The sequence below is a fragment of the Chryseobacterium lathyri genome, from assembly GCF_030812195.1.
GTDB lineage: Bacteria > Bacteroidota > Bacteroidia > Flavobacteriales > Weeksellaceae > Chryseobacterium > Chryseobacterium lathyri_A.
Map to the genome: position 1 here is coordinate 963,823 of NZ_JAUSSF010000001.1, position 19,116 is coordinate 982,938.

Here is a 19,116-nt window from a genome sequence, read left to right on the forward strand (position 1 = left end):
AAAATTAGCGATGGCTATTAAAATAACTGATGAATGCATTAATTGCGGAGCCTGCGAACCGGAATGCCCAAACAATGCAATATATGAAGGGGCCGTAGATTGGAAAGCTTCTGAAGGTACCGCTCTTGCAGGTACTGTGACTATGCCGTCAGGACTTACTATAGATGCGGATTCTCCGCAGGAACCGGTAAGTGATGATGTATATTTCATTGTAACAGATAAATGCACTGAATGTAAAGGATTCCATGAAGAACCTCAGTGTGCAGCTGTCTGCCCGGTAGACTGTTGTGTTCCTGATGAAGACCACGTAGAATCTGAAGAAACCCTGCTTAATAAAAAAGCATTCTTACACGGTGAATAATAAAGGCTCCGTCTCAGCATAATGAGGCGGTTTTTTTAACCATAAATTTGAAGAATCTAGTAAATATCAATAATAAACCGCAAGTCCATAAAATTCTTGCACAACCAAAAAAGTAAAAATATGAGCAAAAAGCACAACTTCAGCGCAGGACCATGCATCTTACCTCAGGAGGTATTTGAAAAATCAGCAGAAGCTATTTTAGATTTTAACGGAATCGGACTGTCTCTCCTTGAAATTTCTCACAGAAGCAAGGATTTTGTTGCTGTAATGGACGAAGCACGTGCCATTGTGAAAAGACTGATGAACCTTGGTGATGATTATGAAGTACTTTATTTAGGTGGCGGTGCAAGCCTGCAGTTTGCTATGGTTCCCTACAACCTTCTGAAAGTAGGTGGTAAAGCAGCTTATCTGGATACAGGAACATGGGCGGCAGGAGCTGTTAAAGAAGCAAAAAAACTGGGGAATGTAGATGTGGTAGGTTCTTCCAAAGAAAAAAACTATTCTTTCATTCCTAAAGATTATACGGTAGGATCAGAATACGATTATTTCCACTGCACATCGAATAATACAATCTACGGAACACAGATGAAATCTTTCCCTGAGGTAGATACTTTGATGGTTTGCGATATGAGCTCTGACATTTTCTCAAGACAGCTGGATTTTTCTAAGTTTGACCTGATCTATGCAGGAGCTCAGAAAAATATGGGACCTGCAGGAGTTACTTTGGTGGTTATCAAAAAAGAAATCCTTGGAAAAACAGGAAGAGAGAACATGCTTTCTATTCTGGATTATTCTCAGCATATTTCAAAAGAGTCGATGTACAACACACCTCCGGTTTTCCCTGTGTATGCTTCCCTTCTTACTTTACAGTATCTTGAAAAGAACGGGGGAATTGCCGCAGCAGAAGCAAGAAATGAGGCTAAGGCAAAACTTTTATATGACGAGATCGACAGCAATCCTCTGTTTGAAACATTCTGTGTAAAAGAAGACCGTTCTTTAATGAATGTTTCTTTCAACATCACAGACGAGAGCAAAAAAGAAACATTCGACACGGCATGGAAAGCTGCAGGAATCAGCGGATTAAACGGACATAGAAGTCTTGGCGGCTACAGAGCAAGTTTATATAATGCTTTACCTATTGAAAGCGTTCAGGTTCTGGTAGATGTTATGAAATCGATCAAGTAATTAAACCCTAAAAAATTCAAAGGTTGAAAAATTTAGAGCAGTTAATTAAAATTTATTAATTTGCGACCCGATTTAAAATTTTTAAATATCTAAATTTTTCAATCTTTAAATCTAATATAACACATGAAAGTTTTAGCAAACGACGGAATCTCGAAAACAGGAGAACTGGCCCTTACGGAAGCAGGATTTGAAGTCCTGCCGAACAGAGTGGCTCAGAATCACGTGATCAATTTCATTAATGAAAATAACGTGGATATTCTTCTGGTAAGGAGCGCGACGAAAGTAAGACAGGACATGATCGATGCCTGCCCAAGCCTGAAAATCATTGGACGCGGCGGTATCGGAATGGATAATATTGATGTGGATTATGCAAAAAGTAAAGGCATCAAAGTGATCAATACGCCTACAGCATCTTCAAAATCAGTAGCCGAGCTTGTTTTCGCACATTTCTTTGCACTGGCAAGGTTCCTTCACGAATCGAACAGACTGATGCCATTGGAAGGAGAAACCCACTTCGACGCCATGAAAAAGTCATTCAGCAAAGCGTATGAACTTTCAGGAAAAACCCTTGGAGTGATAGGCTTTGGAAGTATCGGCCAGGAAGTCGTGAAAATGGGGATAGCATTAGGAATGAAAATTAAGGTGCTTACGAAAAATCCGAAAACAAGAGTTCTTACTCTGGATTTTTTCGACGGACAGAGTCTGAATTTTGAGATCACTTCCACCAATGATATGGATGCTTTCCTTAAAGATACAGACTTCATCAGCATCAATACTCCAAAAACGAATGAATATATTATAGACACGCCTCAGTTTGAAAAAATGAAAGACGGGGTCTACATAGTAAATACAGCAAGAGGTGGCGTGATCAATGAGGTTACCCTTATAGATTTCATCGAATCTGAAAAAGTAGCGGGAGCCGCACTGGACGTGTTCGAAAATGAACCGACTCCGGAACTTCCTTTACTGATGAATCCAGCATTGTCTCTTTCTCCTCACGTAGGTGGAAACACCATAGATGCACAGGAAAAGATCGGTGCAGAACTTGCAGAACAAATTATTAAGCTACAAAAAGAAACCATAAGATAAAATATGCCTGTTTTTAAACCTTTCCGTGGAATAAGACCTCATAAAGACTTTGAGAGCACTTTCCCTACCCACCCGCTGGACAATTTCACCCAAGAGGAGATTGCAGAGAAAGCTCAAGTTGAAAATACTTACATCAATATGATTAAACCTTATGTTGTAAGTAAATCTAAAGATATTGACCGGAATTTAAGGAAGATCCGTTCAACATTTGAAGAGCTCCTGGAAGAAAAAAAGCTAATCCAGGACAGTTCATCATATTATCTTTATGAGCAGATCTACCCCAATAAACAGGTTTTCAGAGGCTTGCTGGGATTAGCGAGCATTGAAGATTTCTGGAACGGAAAGATCAAAAGACACGAAAGTACCATTCCGCAAAAAAAGGAAAAGCTGGCTCATTATCTGGACAAAGTAAGTCTTCAGGCTGAACCTGTACTTCTTACCTACCCCTCCAATTCAAAGATAGAGCTTCTGATGAATCATGAAGAGAAGAATGTTCCTATTTTCAACCATGTCGATTCTATCGGGATCAGACATAAAATCTGGAGGATAGACAATCGCCTGAAACTTCAGCAGTTCAAGGAGGTAATTGACCAGATCGACTCGTTCTACATTGCAGATGGTCACCATAGGATTGGTTCCACTGCATTGAATGCAAAGCACCATAAAGAAAAGAACAAAAGGCACAATGGTACTGAAGCCTACAATTTTGTGTATAGCTTCATCGTTTCCAACCAATCGATCAAGATTCATGATTACAACAGAATCCTGTCTGATCTTAATGGTCTTTCCAGCGAAGAGTTTTTAAAAGAACTGGACCAGTATTTCCTGATCCACGAAAAAGGAGAAACCTCTTATTTCCCTTCGCAAAAATTCCATATCTCGATGTATCTGGATGGTAAATTCTACTCACTTCATGTGAAGCATGACCTCCGTTCAACGGAAATGTCCCTTGATAACCTTGACCATCATCTTTTAGATAAATATATTTTCAAGAATATCCTTAAAATAGAAAATTCAGACAGTTCTGAGAAAATTTCCTATGCAAAAGGAACCTCCAATATTCAGGGAATTAACTATTTAAAAGAAAAAATAGATAATGGTGAAGGAAAGGTAGGATTCGGAATCTATCCGGTGAGTTTCAACGATATGATCAAAATTTCTGACCTTAAGCTCAGCATGCCTCCAAAATGTACATTCATTGAACCGAAATTGGTTACAGCACTGTTAATGTACGATATGAAACCTTAATAAATTCCTAATTTTTCCCTACTTTTATCGTTGGAAAAAGAAAGGTAAATAAAAAATGAAAAAAATCTTCATTATACTTCCACTCTTTTTGAGTGGATTTTTATTTTCTCAAAAAAAGCCACAGAAAAAACCGGTAAAAAAGACAACCGTGGCCAAGTTCAATTACCATGATGAGTTCAGGAAAATTTCAGATGAGGTGATGACCAACGGTACAGCCTATGAAAATCTGGGTGAGCTTACCAAAGGTATCGGCCCGCGATTCAGTGCAACTCCCGGTTATATAAAAGCCGTGGAGTGGGCAGAAAAAAAACTCAAATCTATCGGTATTGAAATGATCTGGAGAATGGAAGCCAAAGCTCCGGTCTGGATAAGAGGAAGGGAATCTTTGCAAATAAAAACAGCAAATGGGGATTGGAAAAATATCAGAATGCTGTCTTTCGGGAATTCTGAGGGAACAGGAGGGAAAGATCTTACAGGCGAAATTGTTTTAATCAATTCAACTTCTGAGCTTAATGCTATGTCAATCGGACAATTGAAAGATAAAATCGTTTTCGTAAATCTTCCGATGGACCCGAAGATCATTAATACAAATGATTCTTATTTATTGACCGCAAAATCTAAATTAATTTCCGCTTCCGTGATTGCTAAAACAGGAGCAAAAGCTTTAATTATAAGATCTTTAACAACAGCTATGGACGATACACCACACGCAAAAATGGTGTATTACGAACCTGACGACAAAGTAAGAATTCCGGCCCTATCCATTGGAGTAAAATCCGCTGATGAATTGGAAAAATTATTAAAAAATCAAAAGGTTACCGCCAAACTAAATATGACGGCACAATCAAAAGGCGACACTACCAACCCGAATATTATTGCTGAAATTCAGGGTAAAAAAGATTCTAAGGTGATTGTCTTAGGAGCTCAATTAGACTCGTGGGATTTCGGTGAAGGAGCTATTGATGACGGAACCGGTGTTGCACAGTGCATTGAAGTTTTAAGAACATTCAAAGCTCTTGGTATCGAAAATAATCATACAATAAGAGTTGTTTTTTATGCGAACAGCGAAAACGGAGGGCAAGGCCGTGAAATGTATGCAGCCTATGTGAAAAAGAAACAGGAAAAGCATGTTTTTGCTTTAGGAACAGATGCTGGAGGATATTCACCAAGAGGATTTTCCTTAGATATGCCGCCACAAAGACGAAGACAGATCTTTGAATGGAAAAATTATTTCCTTCCTTATGGCGTCTATGATTATGACCAAACTGAAGCTATTCAGGATATTTCTCCATTGAAAAAGTTAGATATTCCTTTAGCCGAATTGGTTGTAGATACCCAAAGATACTTCGACTACCACCACTCTGAACAAGATACTTTCGACAAAGTGAACAAAAGGGAACTACTGTTAGGCGCTACCGCAATGGCACAGCTTATTTTTATGATCGATAAAAACTGGTAAACTATGAAAAAGATACTCGGAACTTCATTATTATTCCTGGGAATGGCTGCTTTCGGACAGTCTAAGGAAGATTCAATACAGTTCAGTAAAATTTCCACAGAAATACTGAACAACGGGAAAAGTTATACGGAATTAAGGGATTTAACCCAAAATATAGGCCACCGCCTCAGCGGTTCGGATGCTTACGAAAAGGCTGTAAAATGGGCCGAACAGAAGCTTCGCGATGCAGGAGCAGATAAAGTATGGCTACAGGAAGTAATGGTTCCGGTCTGGATCAGAGGAAAGGAGTCCCTGCAGATCAAAACAGCAGATGGAAAATGGAAAAACATGAAGATGCTTTCTCTTGGAAATTCTGAAGGAACCGGAGGAAAAGATGTTTCCGGTGAGATCATTATCGTAAAATCTATGGAAGAATATGATAAGCTTTCTCCAGATCAAGTAAAGGATAAGATCGTGTTCTTTAACTACCCTTTCAGCCAGTCTTTTGTAGAGACATTCAGAGGCTATAGTGATGCCGCAAAATACAGGGTAACCGCAGCTTCATTGACCGCTAAAAAAGGAGGGAAATTTGCGATCGTCAGATCTCTGTCTTCAGCTTTTGATGACGTTCCGCATACAGGAGCGATGCGTTATGAAGATAAAGTTTCAAAAATTCCGGCCATAGCCATCGGAACAACAGCTGCGGACGAGCTCGAAGCACTTTTAAAAACCCAGAAGATTACCGCAAAACTGAATTCCAACTGCGGTATGAAAGGCGAAAAACTATCCCACTCTGTCATTGGTGAAATTACCGGCAAAAAAGACCAGAGCATAATCGTAGCCGGAGGACATCTTGATTCCTGGGACGTGGGTGAAGGAGCTCATGATGATGGTGCCGGAATTGTGCAGAGTATTGAAGTGTTGAGGACATTTAAGAAATTAGGAATTAAAAATAACCATACTATCAGGGTGGTCTGCTTCGCTAATGAAGAAAATGGTGTAAAAGGCGGTATCCAATATGGAAAAACGGTCAAGGAGAAGAATGAAAAACACCTTTTTGCTATAGAATCTGATGCAGGAGGCTTTGCACCAAGAGGAATTGCTCTGGAAATGGATGATGAAAAGAGAAATCAGATCAAGGGCTGGACCAGTTTATTCATTCCGTATGGAGTTTACAATTTTGAAGGAAAATATTCAGGAACAGACATCTATCCGCTTCATGATATGGGAGTTCCTACTGCAGAGCTTGTCCCCGATTCCCAGAGGTATTTTGACATCCACCATACGGAGGAAGATACATTTGATAAGGTTAACAGAAGAGAGCTTTTGTTGGGGGCAGCAGCTATGACACAGATCATTTATATGATTGATAAGAACTGGTAGGATCTTTTAAGCCGGTTTTAAAACAAAATATCATCAACAAGTTGATTCCGAAATGTAAAATGATAAATTCAATTTTTATTCTTCTTCATTTTCCGGAATCAACTTGTTGACGTTTTATATAGGGAAAAACAACTTTTTATAATCTCCCGCAGATTTTTCAAATTACACAGATTTACTGTAAAAAACTGTGATTTTTAAACTTATATAAATTTTCACCGTTAAACTTTGAACCTGAAACTTTTAAAGTATTCTAAAACTTTTGTGACTTTTGCGGTTAAAAGAAAATCTTGAATTTCACTCTCTTCATTTTTCAAATTCTTTTATTCCCTGTCTAATCTACAAACTTAAAACTACTTAGCGCTAAAAATAAGCTGGAAAATTCACTTTGGCATGAAATTCGCAAGCTAAATCATTGAAAAAAATTTATTTAAAACACAGACGATGAGAAAAGGTTACCGTGGAAGCTTCAGTTTCCGCTGAGCCAGATAAAGGCGTTTCATATTTTAATATGGCCCTTTTTTCTTTAGATACCGTATGCAACGGAAAAGATAATCCCTTATCAATTCCATTTACGATGATGATTGTGTACGGTGTCATAAAGCTCGTGAATTCCTTCCGGGATTCAATACTGTTTTTTAATTAAAACTTTCTGGGCAGCTTAAAGCATACCCTGATGTAAGCAATCAAACGGCCATAAGATCATAACCTTAGCCAAGTTAACTATGATCCGTGTGCCATTTAATTTATATCGGAAAATGATTCCGGACCGTTCTATTGGAGAACGGAAAACAAATGTATAACCCTTAAAAAGTGATTAATGATGAGAGACTTTTTTGAAATGATTTTTAAGAGAAACGAAGATGCTGCAAAAATGAATATCTGGAGCCTTATGCTCCTGTTAAGCTTTGCTGTTTTTTCCGTGCTGGTGTATTTTATATATGCCTCAAAACCAGATTTTAACAGCTTAATTGTATACCTTACCGCATTTGCGGCATACCTCGGCTTTGGAATTGTATTTATCAGCTCCCTTGCCGGGAAAATGAATTCTTCCAACACAAGGAAGAAATCAAGACACGCATAACTTTAATTTCTACTTTACTAGAAAGCCGTTCAATATTTGAACGGCTTTTTGTTTATACTAAATTTCTTTAAATCACACACAAATCCTTAAACCCCGACTCCCAAAAACTCCTTTTTCTCCAGCTTCACCTGCATTTCCTTCCCGTCTCTCCTTATCTTAAGATCAACTGTATTCTGTCTGTTCTCTACTCTATTAAGAAAATAATGACAGGCACTTTCTTTGTTAAGGTTGTCCAGATTAATGTTGTTGATGCTGATAATGGCATCTCCCACTTTCAATGGAAAATTTTCTTCCTTAAATACGAAGGCAACTGTTGGCTTTGCCTCTATAAAACGGTATCCGAAGCCAAAAGACTCCAATCTGGCAGGCTCGTTTTTGATCCGTTTCATATAGATCTTATTTCCTGTCCAATCGAGGATGAATATAAAGTTTTTAAAGAAATCATTCCCGATCAGGTCTGCACCTCCAGTAGTAATTATTTCATTAAAAAAGCTTTTGTTGCCTAATGACAGGGTTGCAGTCCTGAAAATATACCCTGGCGCCGGTTTTCCGGCCCCGTAAGCACCGACAGAGTTCGTTCCGTAGACTTCGATACTCTTTAAGGCTTTTTCGGCATTATACGTATTGTCTGCTATCTTTAATCTTCCGGAAAATCCTGTATCAAAGGTGAGCTCTATTTTTTTGCCCTGCAGATCGGTTTCTACAACGGGTGTTTTTTGTGTTCTGGGACTGAAAGGAATGACAATATCATAATCTGCCGGATTAAACTGTGCAAGATCTTTTGAGGCTTCGAGTGAGTTTTCCGAATAATTGATTTTCCAGAAAAGTTTTGCCATCTGATTGGCTCCAAGAATACCGTCGATTTTGAAGCAACTGAGCTCAGAAACACTGAAATCCATCACTACAGCTCCCACATCTTTGAAAACGGCTTTATCAACGGTCATTTCCGGTAGAATCGTAAAGATCTGTTCCTGCTTTTTTTTCTGGGAGTCCTTTACTTTACTTTTATATTTTTTCTCCAGTTTCAACTCTGTGTACACTGCTGTAGAGATCACCGTTGGCGCACCGGTATCAAATAAAAAATTATAGGGTTTTCCATTGATGCTTACCTGTACAAAAGGCAGATCATTGGCATATCTCAGGTTGATCTTTTCTACTGGATTCTGCAGCTGTACTTCACCACTTTTGAAGAATTTCTTTCCCTGAGCGGAGATAATGGTTGCAGAGAGAATAAGAAGTGTATAGAGGATTTTTTTCATATGGATATTTTACACGAAAATAGGGAAATTACATTAAACTAAAAATATAAGCTTTTACCTGAGCTGAATCCTTTTCTATATAATTTCTAAATCTCTAGCAATAAAAAAGCCATCCTTACGGACGGCTTTCAAAATATTTTGAATTTCAATTACTTTACTTTCACAAGCTCAACATCGAAGATCAACCAGGCGTTTGGCGGGATAACACCCCCTGCTCCTCTTTCTCCGTAAGCCATTGCCGGCGGGATCAGTAAGGTAGCAGCTTCGCCTTCCTTAAGCAACAGGATACCTTCGTCCCATCCTTTAATTACTCTTCCCATTCCGATTGGAATTTCGATTGGTTCATTTCTCTTAAATGAAGAATCGAATTCCGTACCGTCGATCAATTTACCTGCATAGTGTACAGATACATTATCACCGGCCTTAGGTGCTTTTCCAGCCGCAGCTGTTTTAGTGATCTTGTAATATAATCCGGATTCAGTTTTCTGCATTCCGGCTTTAAGATCTTCAACCATTTTCTCCTGCTTAGCTTTGAATTCCTCTTCTTTTTTCTTTCTGTCAGCTTCTTCTTTAGCGATATAAGCTTTGTTATTTTCTGCGATCTTAGCTTTTCCTTCTGTGAAAGTTTTTGCTGCATCGTAATTTTTGTATTCGTCACCTTTGCTGAAAACAGAAACTTTTTCTAAAACGATATCAGTCTTAGGTTTGTCCTGAGCTCCTTTTTCTACGTTAGCAATTGCATCAATTACATCGTTACCTTTTACCACTTTTCCGAAGATCGTGTGCCTTCCGTCTAACCAAGGCGTAGCTACTTCAGTAATAAAGAACTGAGAACCGTTCGTGTTAGGTCCTGAATTTGCCATAGAAAGGATTCCTTTTCCAGTATGCTTAAGGTCGTTTTTCTCGTCCTCGAATTTATATCCAGGGTCACCCATTCCCGTTCCCTGAGGATCACCTCCTTGGATCATGAAATCTTTGATCACTCTGTGGAAGATAGTTCCGTCATAATAAGGAACTCCTTTCGCCTTAGCTTTGTTATCAATTTTCCCTTCTGCAAGACCGATGAAATTGGCTACAGTTACCGGTGCTTTTTTGTCTTCGAATTGCACAATCAGGTTTCCTTTAGAAGTCTGAAGATTTGCATAAAGTCCGTCATGAAGACCTTCGTAAGTTTCTTTGTCTACGTTCATTTTTTTATAGATTGGGGTACAACTCATCAGCGAGATACTTGCCGCTGCCAGAATTATATTCTTGTTAAACAATTTCATTATTTACAGAGCTTTTAATTTTATGATTAATGGTATATCGTTGTCTATATTCTTTTCGTCTCCAAAGGTTCCGTAGGCCAGTGAAGAAGGTACCAAAAGCGTCACCTCCTCTCCATCATGCATAAAACGCAAAGCATTCTCTACCGCTTTCAGTTCATCAAAATGCCCGAATCTGGCATCTCTTCTTTCAAAAGGTTTGTCATAGATCTTGGTTTCATCAAAATCATACAAATCATAAGAATAAGAGATCGTTGTATTATCCGCTCTTCTTTCTCTCTGATCAAAACCTTCAACAGTTACCCAATAATTAAGCTGTGTAGGATAATACTTCACGGGCTGACCGTTGATCCAATTCTGGATCTGGCCTCGCTCTATGGTATTGAGGTTTCTCATCCTTTCCTTCGAAACATCCAAGTCTTTCTGGCTCAATACTCCGCCTACAGGAGGATGCGCCGTTGGTGCATTCCGGTTACAGCTTAACAGGCTTACTGCTGATATGAAGAGTAATTTTTTCATAAACTTTTGCGAAAATACGCATTTCGGAGAAATATTGTTCAATAGGTTTTAAAAAATTTAGCAGATAAACATGAAAGTATTTCTCATGAATGGTGTGATAGGATATTTAAAGATTTAAAAGTTCAAAGATTCAAGGATTTTAAAAATAAAATTCTATGAAATTTTGAGCAATCTAAAAAACCTGTAAAATTATTTTCTCTTGCAGATTATGTAAACTTTTTATTAGTAGAAGTCTTAAACCGTTAAGGGTTTTAAAGTTTTTAAGAATATTAAGGTAAGCTTCATTTTAAATAGTAATATTCAATATCATTTGAACTACTGGTTTAAATAATTACTTTAATCACATAAAACAAAAAATCACCCCGTGAGAGGTGATTGTATATATTGATCTCAAATATTATTGAATAGTCACTTTAATCATCTGCGGAAGTGAAGGAAGTGTGTTGAACTGATTTGGGTTGGCAAGCTGCTGTACCGGCTGGCTTTCAGCCTCAGCCGGCTCCGACCCTATATGGGCACCAGGAAAAGAACTTTGTAAGGTTCCACTGTCAAACAGACCGATGATTGAAGAGATATCACCCCGTGTTGAGCCGTCTACACCGTTATTTGTGGCAGCAATAAACCAGTCATTAGACTGTCCGTACATCGTTGCCAGTACAATACGGTCTCCTTTACGTGCAGATATCGTCTGGGAAGCCTTACCGCCGTTATTACCATTTATTCTGGGCTGTAAAATACCTGTCGCCGGATCTTTAAGGACAAATACTTCTTTTACTCCAGGCTTGGTTTTAAGAAAAGCAGCCAGAACATCAGCATTTCCTTGTTGAGAAAGTTCCTTCAAACCTTCTCCGCGGTCATTCTCCCCTGTTTTAAAAATAGGGTTATCGTTACCACTGTATATTACGACCAATACAGGTGAAAATGCAGAATTAGGCCCTGTGATGCCCGTTAGATATTGTTCAAGAGGCGTTGTTTTTCCCAATTCAGCAAGGTCTGTTAATCCGTTGGCTGACGGTTTTCCCGGCGAAAAAATAGGATCCTCTTTCAAAAGTGCTGTTCCTGAAATGTGGGAAACAGCCCAGACTCCTGCACTTATAGGTGTTTCATTGGCTGTGCCGCCTGAAGTATTGGTTAATTTCAAAGTGAACTTGGTTCCTCCCTCATGGGTCAGTTCTGCTTTCAGCAATTGTGAAGCAGGTGTTGCCAATGCAATCTCAGCAACATTCTGTTGAGGGGATTCTGCTGAGCCTGGATGAGTAACGCCAGGTCCTGTCGGTTCATTTTTACGTGTCCCGTTATCCCAAAGCCGGATCTGTGAGGAAACATCTCCCGTTACCGGATCACCGTTATTCTGGTAAAGTTTGATTCCCGGATTGGAAGGAGCGAAAAACAGGTCATTACTATTTCCGTACATAGCTGCAAAACTTACAGCCTGTCCTTTTCCTGCATAAAATGTAAATGAAGCTGATTCTCCGGGATTAATGACAGGCGATGATCCCGCATTCTGGAATGTTCCGAACTGTGTGAGTGCTTTACTTTCAATTATATTTTCTACGGTTATTGTGGCTGCATCGTTTACCAACATTGCTCCGTCATCATCTTTACTGCATGAGGAAACAGCTAAAACACTGATCATAGAAAGCAGACCAAGAGGTAATTTGAACTTTACGAATTGCATAGTATTCTAAATTTTGTGAAAAATTACCAATAATTGGCGAGAAAATAAAAAAACCGGCAGAAATTTATTCTGCCGGTTCTATTATTGAATCAAATAATCTTGAATTTAAACAGTTTCCAGAACGTTTTTTTCAACCATAACTCTCCATCCAAAAGGATCTTCGCTAAGATTGTTCTGAAGGTCTGTAAGATCCTTTTTAAGAAGAGCTGCAAAGCTTTCTTCATCTGACAATGCAGGAAGCTCCAGCTTCGTACCTTCATATCCTAAAGCCTGAAATACAGTAGTTACAACAGCTGTTCCCACTCCCCAAACTTCTTTCAGAGTTCCGTTCTTTTGAGCTTCTACAACAGTCTTCACAGCAACAGGCTCTATTTTCACTTCAATTCCTCTTTTCTTGGCAAGCTGGATAAAGCTGTCTCTTGTCACCCCATCAAGGATTTTTTCAGAAGTAGGCGGTGTATAGATTGTATCATTAATTCTTACGAATACGTTCATTGTTCCACTTTCTTCAAAATATTCATGAGTGGAATCATCAGTCCAGATGATCTGTTCATATCCTTCTTCGATAGCAAGCTGCGTAGGATAGAAAGAAGCAGCATAGTTTCCTGCTGCTTTAGCAGAGCCCACTCCTCCGTTAGCTGCTCTTGAATAATGATCTGAAATTTTCACAGAAACCGGTTCTGAATAATAGCTCTTCGCTGGTGTTGCAACGATCGCGAACATGTATTTATTAGCAACTCTTGCTTTCAGAGCTTCCTCTGTAGCAAAAATCAATGGTCTGATATATAATGACATTCCTTCTCCCTGCGGAATCCAGTTTCTGTCGATATCTACTAATGCCTTCAATCCGTCTAAAAACATTTCCTCAGTCACTTCAGGCATAGCCAGACGCTTTGCTGATTTATTGATACGTTCAAAATTCTTTTCTGGCCTGAAAAGGAAAACCTGCCCGTCTTTGTCTTTATAAGCTTTCATACCTTCAAAACAAGCTTGTCCATAGTTTACACCCATCATGGCTGGTGTAAATGGTATTGGACCATAAGGGACCAATTTCACATCACCCCACTTTCCATTTTCATACTCACATATAACCATATGGTCGATAAAAGTATTTCCAAATGAAAAATTGTTCGGATCAAAGTCCGAAAGTCTGGAGTTTTCAGTTTTTTGAATTATCATTTTTAAAAATTTTTACGATGTTCTACAAATTTAACATAATTTTCTAAATATAAAAATTTTAGAGTAAATTTGACAAAAAAATAGCTTGAAAAGAGAAATTAAAACCACAAAAGACGGTAGTAAAACACTATATATCAATACATTGAATGAAAACTATCATTCTCATCACGGAGCGCTTCAGGAAGCAGAACATGTGTTTATTAAAAATGGACTAAATCAGCTAAATGATTACGAAATTAATATTTTAGAACTCGGTTTTGGAACAGGTTTGAATGTTTTGGTGACAATTAATGAATATTTAAAAACTGACAAAAATCATGTCATCAATTACTTTTCCCTTGAAAAATACCCGATAAATGAATCCGAGATTAATGAGCTCGCCTATTTTGAGCATTTTGATAACCCGGAATTCAAAAATATTTACCAAAAAATTCATCAGGCAGAGTGGGGAAAATCGTCAGAAATCATTACAGGTTTTAACCTTAAAAAGATCGAATGTGACTTCTTTGACCTGAAAGACATAGACTTACCTAAAATCAATCTTGTCTATTATGACTGCTTTGGGGCGAGAGTACAGCCGGATTTGTGGGAAAAACCTCTGTTTGAAATGGTTTCCGACAAAATGTCCGTTAACGGTTTATTAACAACCTACTCTTCTAAAGGAAGCGTAAGAAGGATTCTTCAGGAGCTGAATTTCAAAGTGGAGAAAAAACAGGGACCTCCGGGAAAAAGAGAGATGATCAACGCGCTGAAGATAGGAGGAGAAGAAAATCCGGAAAGCTAGAAAGGAAGAAAACAAATCATATAAAGGCAAATTTGCAAATTGGCTTATTGCCTCTTTCCACTTATTTCTTTATTTTAGCTATACAAAATATTATATATGATTGATAAGATCAACATTAGAGTATACGCGTGTGCAGTAAAGGATAAAAAGGTACTGACCCTGTTTGAAGAATATGCCGGTGAGCCTTTAATGAAATTTCCCGGAGGAGGGCTGGAATTCGGTGAAGGGCTTACAGAATGTCTTCACCGTGAATTTGATGAAGAGCTGAATGTGAAGATAGAAATCGTAGAACACTTTTATACACAGGAAGATTTCCTGGTATCCCGTTTCAGAGAAAATGAACAACTTCTTACCATATATTATATAGTCAATATTACTACTGAGGAAGATTTCCTGATCCTTGATCCGTGCATTGAAAAAATTGAATGGATCGACATCGACAGACCCGATAATCCTTTTCCGCTTCCGGTAGATAAAATTGTATTTGATAAATTAAAAGAAAAATTCCTGTAAGCTATTACAGGAATTTTTTTCTTTTATTTTCTAACTTTAAAATCGGAAGCACCGGGATAAGGCTGTAAATAACCGGAATTCCAATTGGATTGAAGCAGTGATTCTATAAACTCATCGGTTCTGTTTTTATGTGGATTGTATTGGTCTTTCAGATCTATATCTGCCATTTTGCCTTTTACATTCCACCAGAAAGCGCTCCATCCGCCTCTCATCTCTTTAATGATCTCATAAACATTTTTTCCGGTTGCCCTGTTCATTAGCTTGGCAAAAACCTGGCCTTCTGTTGTGGTAAGATCTCTCAGCTGCTTTTCATATTGATCTGCAAGTATATTCTGTCTTTCTTTTATAAATTTCCTTTTGGCTTTACTATCCATATCTGTCATATCTGCCTGGATGCCTCTGTACTGTTCAAGTGCAGTGACAAATAATGGATAAACTCTGTTCAGTTTTTTATTAAGGAAATAATAGTAATTCTTATCCAGCTGATTATTAAACCTCGGTTTATTAACCAAAACCAGTTCATCCAGCACAACCACAGGTTCACCATTTATCTCATAAATCTTTACCTTTTGACCTTCGTCATAGTAGTATTTATTACCAAACTCATCAGTTTTTAAAGATTCAGCGGGATATTGGTTAAGGGGTTTTGCAATGATAGAATCCTTTTGACCAAAAACACTGACTCCAAAAAAGAGGATAAAAAGACAGACAATCTTGCTAAAATTCATTATTTTTACACTTATAATAACAAAAATTACCCGCAAAAATCATTCCCTTTTATGAAGTTTGAAAAGAAATCTTTGAAATTTTTAGAAAAATACTTAAACACTTCTTCACCAACAGGTTACGAACACAGAGGCCAGGAAATCTGGATGGACTACATCAGACCGTATGTAGACAAAATTGAAGTGGATCATTATGGAACATGCTATGGGATAATCAATCCCGATGCTGAATTTAAAGTAGTGATTGAAGCCCATGCTGATGAAATCTCATGGTATGTCAATTACATTACCGATGACGGATTGATCTACGTAATCAGAAACGGAGGCTCAGATCAGACGATTGCCCCTTCAAAAGTTGTCCATATTCACGGTGAAAAAGGAATCGTAAAAGGCGTATTCGGTTGGCCTGCAATTCATACAAGAAGCAACCAGAACGAGCCAGCCCCAAAAATTGAGAATATTTTCATCGACTGTGGCGCTATTTCCAAAAAAGAGGTTGAGGAAATGGGAATTTATGTAGGATGCATAATCACCTACCCTGATGAATTCTTTGAAATGAATAACCGATATTTTGTCTGCAGAGCCCTAGACAACAGAATCGGAGGTTTTATGATCGCAGAAGTGGCAAGGCTTTTAAAAGAGAACAAAAAAACGATTCCATTCGGACTATATATCACGAATTCTGTACAGGAAGAAGTAGGACTTTATGGGGCAGACATGATCGCTGACACCATTAAGCCTAATATTGCCATCGTAACAGATGTCACCCATGATACCACTACTCCAATGATCGAAAAGAAAAAAGAGGGTGACCAGAAATGCGGCGACGGACCTGTGGTTTTCTTTGCCCCAAGCATTCATCATACCATCAGAGAACTGATCATTGACACAGCAAAAGCTAAGAAAATTCCTTTCCAGAGAGCTGCAGCAAGCAGAGCAACAGGAACAGATACCGACGCTTTTGCCCATTCTAACGGCGGGGTACCAAGTGCATTAATTTCCTTACCTTTGCGCTACATGCATACAACGGTGGAAATGGTCTCTAAGGAAGATGTAGGCAACGTCATCCAGTTGATCTATGAAACGCTTCTGAAGATTAAGCCGGAAATGAAGTTGAAGTATCATTAAAATGAAGAATATCTTTTATCATTTAATCCGAAAGCCCACTTTTATATCAATTTTAACTGCTCTTTTTTTTATTTATATAGCTTTTTTAATTGTATATAAAATATTTGCCCCTCCCAAAATTGGGTCAGCATATAATATGATTCTTGAAATGTCATTGATTTTCAGTATTGTGCCTTTAGGATTATTTATAATTGACAGGTTATTAGTTATTAAAATTAACTATATCAAATTAATAATCATAGAAACAATTGTATTTGGAAGTATTTTCCTATATTATTTTTTGTTTGTTAACCCATTTTAAAAGATTGAAATCTAAGTAAAAGTATAAAAAGTAAAAATGAAAACGAAGCTTATTGCTCCTTCCCTTCTATCCGCAGACTTCGGGAATCTGCAAAGAGACATTGAAATGCTGAACAATTCACAGGCAGACTGGTTCCACATCGACGTGATGGACGGAAGATTTGTTCCCAACATTTCATTTGGCTTTCCTGTAATGAAGACCGTACAGCAGCATGCCAAAAAATTTGTGGATGTCCATTTGATGATCGTAGAGCCTGAAAAGTATGTAGATGAATTCATCGATCATGGTGCAGACCTTATTTCCGTACATTATGAGGCGTGTACACACCTTCACAGAACCATTCACCATATCCAGAGCAGAGGAGCAAAGGCGGGGGTTGTTTTAAATCCTTCCACTCCGGTACTGATGCTTGAAGATATTATTGCCGATGTGGATCTTGTTCTTTTAATGAGTGTAAACCCCGGATTCGGAGGCCAGAAATTTATTGAGAATACATACAAAAAGATTGCGGAGACTAAAGATCTTATCCTGAGCAACAACTCCACCGCGCTAATTGAAATTGATGGCGGGGTTAATCTTGATAATGCTTCAAAGCTTTTTGAAGCGGGAGCAGATGTTCTTGTGGCAGGAAATGCGGTTTTCTCTGCAGAAAGCCCTGAAAGAACGATCGAATTACTGAAGATCTAATCTCTTCACTTATCTAATATAAAAGGCAGCTTATCGGCTGCCTTTCTTTTTTTAAACTGATCTTTCCCTTAACATTAGAGGAAACATCAGTAAAATACTCTTTGAAGAACAGCCTAAAAAACAAAAGACAGCCCTTGGGAGACTGCCTTTCTTCTTGCGGAATTTGAGCTTATGTGGTTATTAGTTTTTTGTCGTAAGACTTTAAAATGCTTAAGATTCCTTGTGTTATTGCTATGTAAATTTGCAAATAAAATCACATATGACACATCCGTATAAATACTGAATTTGCCATTAAGTATTTATACGTAATGAGGCTTATCCAGCCTATCATCCAAAGGGATATTTCCGACAGTCATTACTCCCAAAAAAATCTATCAAACAAGCAGCCGATGCCAACAAATAGAGAAACAATATTTAGAGCCTGCAATTCCAGACATTTTGGCACAAAAAAACCAGAGAAATTCTCTGGTTTTATATTTTTGAAGTGGGTTTTCTTAGAAAATTTCTCTTCCTGAAAAATGGAACTGAGCCTCGATAAGAGCGTTCTCGTCAGAATCTGAACCATGAACTGCATTTTCACCGATGCTTCTTGCAAACATTTTTCTGATCGTTCCTTCTGCTGCATCAGCAGGGTTTGTAGAACCTATCAATGTTCTGAAGTCTTCTACTGCATTACTTTTTTCTAAAACAGCAGCAACGATAGGACCTGAACTCATGAATTCTACCAACTCACCATAAAATGGTCTTTCCGCATGTACTTCGTAGAATTTTTTAGCATCAGCAACCGTAAGTTGAGTTAATTTTAATGCTTTGATTTTAAAACCTCCTTCAGCAATCTTACCTAATATAGCACCGATATGTCCGTCTGCTACTGCATCAGGCTTAATCATAGTGAATGTAATGTTAGACATAAATGTATATTTTTTAATGCCGCAAAATTACAAAAAATATCTTTGATTTTTATTTTAATTTTTTTTTAACATAAAAATAACTTTTATTAAGAAATGGAGCAAAAGTTTTGGCACAGTAATTGTTAATTCTATTACGATTCTCATGTTTAATTTGAGTTTTCATGGTTATTAGTTTTTACCCAGCTTCGGCTGGGTTTTTTATTTGCAAAAAAACCAAGTTTACATTGCGGATTTAATAATCTGAAAAACCAATTAAAATCATATTAATAGATTATTGCTTTAATTTCAACCGATGAGATAAAAATAATTTTTTAATATTTTTTCACGACTGCTTTTGGAACAAAATTTAAATTCTTCAAAATAGTCGTATTTGGCAAAAAAA

General features: G+C 37.9%; 18 protein-coding genes. 11 read left to right on the forward strand and 7 right to left on the reverse strand.

What is annotated here, in order from left to right:
• Window positions 1-10: 10 nt before the first annotated feature.
• The 7 genes from J2T03_RS04450 (at window position 11) to J2T03_RS04480 (ending at window position 7,785) form a co-directional block, all read left to right on the forward strand.
• On the forward strand, window positions 11-361 hold the full coding sequence (locus J2T03_RS04450) for a 4Fe-4S binding protein (RefSeq protein ID WP_306842189.1): 351 nt from the start codon (window positions 11-13) through the stop codon (window positions 359-361).
• A 120-nt stretch (window positions 362-481) separates the two neighbouring features.
• Window positions 482-1,546 (forward strand): 3-phosphoserine/phosphohydroxythreonine transaminase, encoded by a 1,065-nt coding sequence (gene serC, locus J2T03_RS04455; RefSeq protein WP_307209678.1) that lies wholly within the window; start codon window positions 482-484, stop codon window positions 1,544-1,546.
• Between the two features lie 123 nt (window positions 1,547-1,669).
• Window positions 1,670-2,635, forward strand: coding sequence for a D-2-hydroxyacid dehydrogenase (locus J2T03_RS04460; protein ID WP_306842185.1), 966 nt, complete (start codon window positions 1,670-1,672; stop codon window positions 2,633-2,635).
• 3 nt (window positions 2,636-2,638) lie between these two features.
• Entirely contained in the window at window positions 2,639-3,883 is a 1,245-nt protein-coding gene (locus J2T03_RS04465; RefSeq protein ID WP_306842183.1) for a DUF1015 domain-containing protein, read from the forward strand.
• 55 nt (window positions 3,884-3,938) lie between these two features.
• Window positions 3,939-5,342 carry a M20/M25/M40 family metallo-hydrolase gene (locus tag J2T03_RS04470; protein ID WP_307209680.1) on the forward strand — a complete coding sequence of 468 codons (1,404 nt, stop codon included), beginning with the start codon at window positions 3,939-3,941 and terminating at the stop codon, window positions 5,340-5,342.
• Between the two features lie 3 nt (window positions 5,343-5,345).
• Window positions 5,346-6,704, forward strand: coding sequence for a M20/M25/M40 family metallo-hydrolase (locus J2T03_RS04475; RefSeq protein WP_307209682.1), 1,359 nt, complete (start codon window positions 5,346-5,348; stop codon window positions 6,702-6,704).
• Window positions 6,705-7,521: 817 nt separating this feature from the next.
• Window positions 7,522-7,785 (forward strand): hypothetical protein, encoded by a 264-nt coding sequence (locus J2T03_RS04480; protein ID WP_306842178.1) that lies wholly within the window; start codon window positions 7,522-7,524, stop codon window positions 7,783-7,785.
• An 86-nt stretch (window positions 7,786-7,871) separates the two neighbouring features.
• Here J2T03_RS04480 and J2T03_RS04485 read toward each other — a convergent pair whose 3' ends face one another.
• From J2T03_RS04485 to J2T03_RS04505, 5 genes are all read right to left on the reverse strand, one after another.
• Window positions 7,872-9,044 (reverse strand): retropepsin-like aspartic protease, encoded by a 1,173-nt coding sequence (locus J2T03_RS04485; RefSeq protein ID WP_307209683.1) that lies wholly within the window; start codon window positions 9,042-9,044, stop codon window positions 7,872-7,874.
• A 149-nt stretch (window positions 9,045-9,193) separates the two neighbouring features.
• Window positions 9,194-10,234, reverse strand: coding sequence for a peptidylprolyl isomerase (locus tag J2T03_RS04490; protein ID WP_306843133.1), 1,041 nt, complete (start codon window positions 10,232-10,234; stop codon window positions 9,194-9,196).
• Window positions 10,235-10,315: 81 nt separating this feature from the next.
• The gene (locus J2T03_RS04495) at window positions 10,316-10,828 is read right to left on the reverse strand and encodes an FKBP-type peptidyl-prolyl cis-trans isomerase (protein WP_307209685.1); all 513 of its coding nucleotides are present in this window, start codon (window positions 10,826-10,828) and stop codon (window positions 10,316-10,318) included.
• A gap of 397 nt (window positions 10,829-11,225) precedes the next feature.
• Window positions 11,226-12,506 (reverse strand): spondin domain-containing protein, encoded by a 1,281-nt coding sequence (locus tag J2T03_RS04500; protein WP_307209687.1) that lies wholly within the window; start codon window positions 12,504-12,506, stop codon window positions 11,226-11,228.
• Between the two features lie 105 nt (window positions 12,507-12,611).
• A complete protein-coding gene (locus J2T03_RS04505) occupies window positions 12,612-13,685 on the reverse strand; it encodes a branched-chain amino acid aminotransferase (protein WP_306842170.1) in 1,074 nt (357 codons plus the stop codon).
• An 85-nt stretch (window positions 13,686-13,770) separates the two neighbouring features.
• Here J2T03_RS04505 and mnmD point away from each other — a divergent pair, with 85 nt between their 5' ends.
• Both mnmD and J2T03_RS04515 read left to right on the forward strand, forming a co-directional pair.
• Window positions 13,771-14,469, forward strand: a complete 699-nt coding sequence (mnmD, locus tag J2T03_RS04510) for a tRNA (5-methylaminomethyl-2-thiouridine)(34)-methyltransferase MnmD (RefSeq protein WP_307209688.1) — start codon at window positions 13,771-13,773, stop codon at window positions 14,467-14,469.
• A gap of 96 nt (window positions 14,470-14,565) precedes the next feature.
• Entirely contained in the window at window positions 14,566-14,982 is a 417-nt protein-coding gene (locus tag J2T03_RS04515) for an NUDIX domain-containing protein (RefSeq protein WP_306842167.1), read from the forward strand.
• Between the two features lie 23 nt (window positions 14,983-15,005).
• Here the strand turns inward: J2T03_RS04515 and J2T03_RS04520 are convergent, their stop codons facing one another.
• Window positions 15,006-15,710, reverse strand: coding sequence for a DUF4294 domain-containing protein (locus J2T03_RS04520; protein WP_306842165.1), 705 nt, complete (start codon window positions 15,708-15,710; stop codon window positions 15,006-15,008).
• Between the two features lie 51 nt (window positions 15,711-15,761).
• Between J2T03_RS04520 and chrP the strand changes: the two genes are divergently transcribed.
• Window positions 15,762-16,835 carry a chryseobasin maturation metalloprotease ChrP gene (gene chrP / locus J2T03_RS04525; RefSeq protein ID WP_307209690.1) on the forward strand — a complete coding sequence of 358 codons (1,074 nt, stop codon included), beginning with the start codon at window positions 15,762-15,764 and terminating at the stop codon, window positions 16,833-16,835.
• A 337-nt stretch (window positions 16,836-17,172) separates the two neighbouring features.
• On the forward strand, window positions 17,173-17,823 hold the full coding sequence (rpe, locus tag J2T03_RS04530; protein ID WP_306842161.1) for a ribulose-phosphate 3-epimerase: 651 nt from the start codon (window positions 17,173-17,175) through the stop codon (window positions 17,821-17,823).
• Window positions 17,824-18,317: 494 nt separating this feature from the next.
• Here rpe and J2T03_RS04535 read toward each other — a convergent pair whose 3' ends face one another.
• The gene (locus tag J2T03_RS04535) at window positions 18,318-18,734 is read right to left on the reverse strand and encodes a nucleoside-diphosphate kinase (RefSeq protein ID WP_306842159.1); all 417 of its coding nucleotides are present in this window, start codon (window positions 18,732-18,734) and stop codon (window positions 18,318-18,320) included.
• Window positions 18,735-19,116: the final 382 nt, after the last annotated feature.

Bases quoted from the DNA above. Each gene is read 5' to 3' on its own strand.
- J2T03_RS04450 (WP_306842189.1), top strand. From the start codon at position 11: ATGGCTATTAAAATAACTGATGAATGCATTAATTGCGGAGCCTGCGAA.
- serC (WP_307209678.1), top strand. From the start codon at position 482: ATGAGCAAAAAGCACAACTTCAGCGCAGGACCATGCATCTTACCTCAG.
- J2T03_RS04460 (WP_306842185.1), top strand. From the start codon at position 1,670: ATGAAAGTTTTAGCAAACGACGGAATCTCGAAAACAGGAGAACTGGCC.
- J2T03_RS04465 (WP_306842183.1), top strand. From the start codon at position 2,639: ATGCCTGTTTTTAAACCTTTCCGTGGAATAAGACCTCATAAAGACTTT.
- J2T03_RS04470 (WP_307209680.1), top strand. From the start codon at position 3,939: ATGAAAAAAATCTTCATTATACTTCCACTCTTTTTGAGTGGATTTTTA.
- J2T03_RS04475 (WP_307209682.1), top strand. From the start codon at position 5,346: ATGAAAAAGATACTCGGAACTTCATTATTATTCCTGGGAATGGCTGCT.
- J2T03_RS04480 (WP_306842178.1), top strand. From the start codon at position 7,522: ATGATGAGAGACTTTTTTGAAATGATTTTTAAGAGAAACGAAGATGCT.
- J2T03_RS04485 (WP_307209683.1), bottom strand. From the start codon at position 9,044: ATGAAAAAAATCCTCTATACACTTCTTATTCTCTCTGCAACCATTATC.
- J2T03_RS04490 (WP_306843133.1), bottom strand. From the start codon at position 10,234: ATGAACGTAGACAAAGAAACTTACGAAGGTCTTCATGACGGACTTTAT.
- J2T03_RS04495 (WP_307209685.1), bottom strand. From the start codon at position 10,828: ATGAAAAAATTACTCTTCATATCAGCAGTAAGCCTGTTAAGCTGTAAC.
- J2T03_RS04500 (WP_307209687.1), bottom strand. From the start codon at position 12,506: ATGCAATTCGTAAAGTTCAAATTACCTCTTGGTCTGCTTTCTATGATC.
- J2T03_RS04505 (WP_306842170.1), bottom strand. From the start codon at position 13,685: ATGATAATTCAAAAAACTGAAAACTCCAGACTTTCGGACTTTGATCCG.
- J2T03_RS04515 (WP_306842167.1), top strand. From the start codon at position 14,566: ATGATTGATAAGATCAACATTAGAGTATACGCGTGTGCAGTAAAGGAT.
- J2T03_RS04520 (WP_306842165.1), bottom strand. From the start codon at position 15,710: ATGAATTTTAGCAAGATTGTCTGTCTTTTTATCCTCTTTTTTGGAGTC.
- chrP (WP_307209690.1), top strand. From the start codon at position 15,762: ATGAAGTTTGAAAAGAAATCTTTGAAATTTTTAGAAAAATACTTAAAC.
- rpe (WP_306842161.1), top strand. From the start codon at position 17,173: ATGAAAACGAAGCTTATTGCTCCTTCCCTTCTATCCGCAGACTTCGGG.
- J2T03_RS04535 (WP_306842159.1), bottom strand. From the start codon at position 18,734: ATGTCTAACATTACATTCACTATGATTAAGCCTGATGCAGTAGCAGAC.